The sequence below is a fragment of the Vibrio sp. 1069 genome, from assembly GCF_033340555.1.
This window is the reverse complement of record NZ_JAWOWP010000272.1, coordinates 462-778: the sequence shown is the minus strand read 5'-3', so window position 1 is coordinate 778 and position 317 is coordinate 462. Positions and strand designations below refer to the sequence as shown.

The window sequence follows — 317 nt, the reverse complement described above, 5'->3', positions numbered from 1 at the left end:
ACGGTAATTAAATCCGTGGCGATCAACTTAGCAAGGTTGGGAGTGGGTTTCGTCATAATCATTAAAGCTTTTCAGCAATTCTTAGCACAGAACTGCGCGACCGAGGGTTCATGTCAATTTCTTGTTTGCTCGGTTTTATCGCTTTGCCAACAGTTTTCATGTTTGCGCTGCCAAGCTCTTTGATTTGCGCTTCCGTCAAAGGAATCCCATGTGGAACCTCAGGACCTTTACTTTCTTTGCGGATAAAGCGTTTTACCATGCGGTCTTCCAACGAATGGAAACTGATGACAGATAAACGACCTTCAGGAGCTAAAATA

1 protein-coding gene is annotated in these 317 nt (G+C 43.8%); it reads right to left on the bottom strand.

The window, feature by feature from the left end:
* Positions 1 to 61: 61 nt before the first annotated feature.
* Positions 62 to 317 (bottom strand): 16S rRNA (cytosine(1402)-N(4))-methyltransferase (mraW, locus tag R7040_RS25925; protein WP_318097495.1); only part of this gene is annotated, 256 nt, incomplete at its 5' end.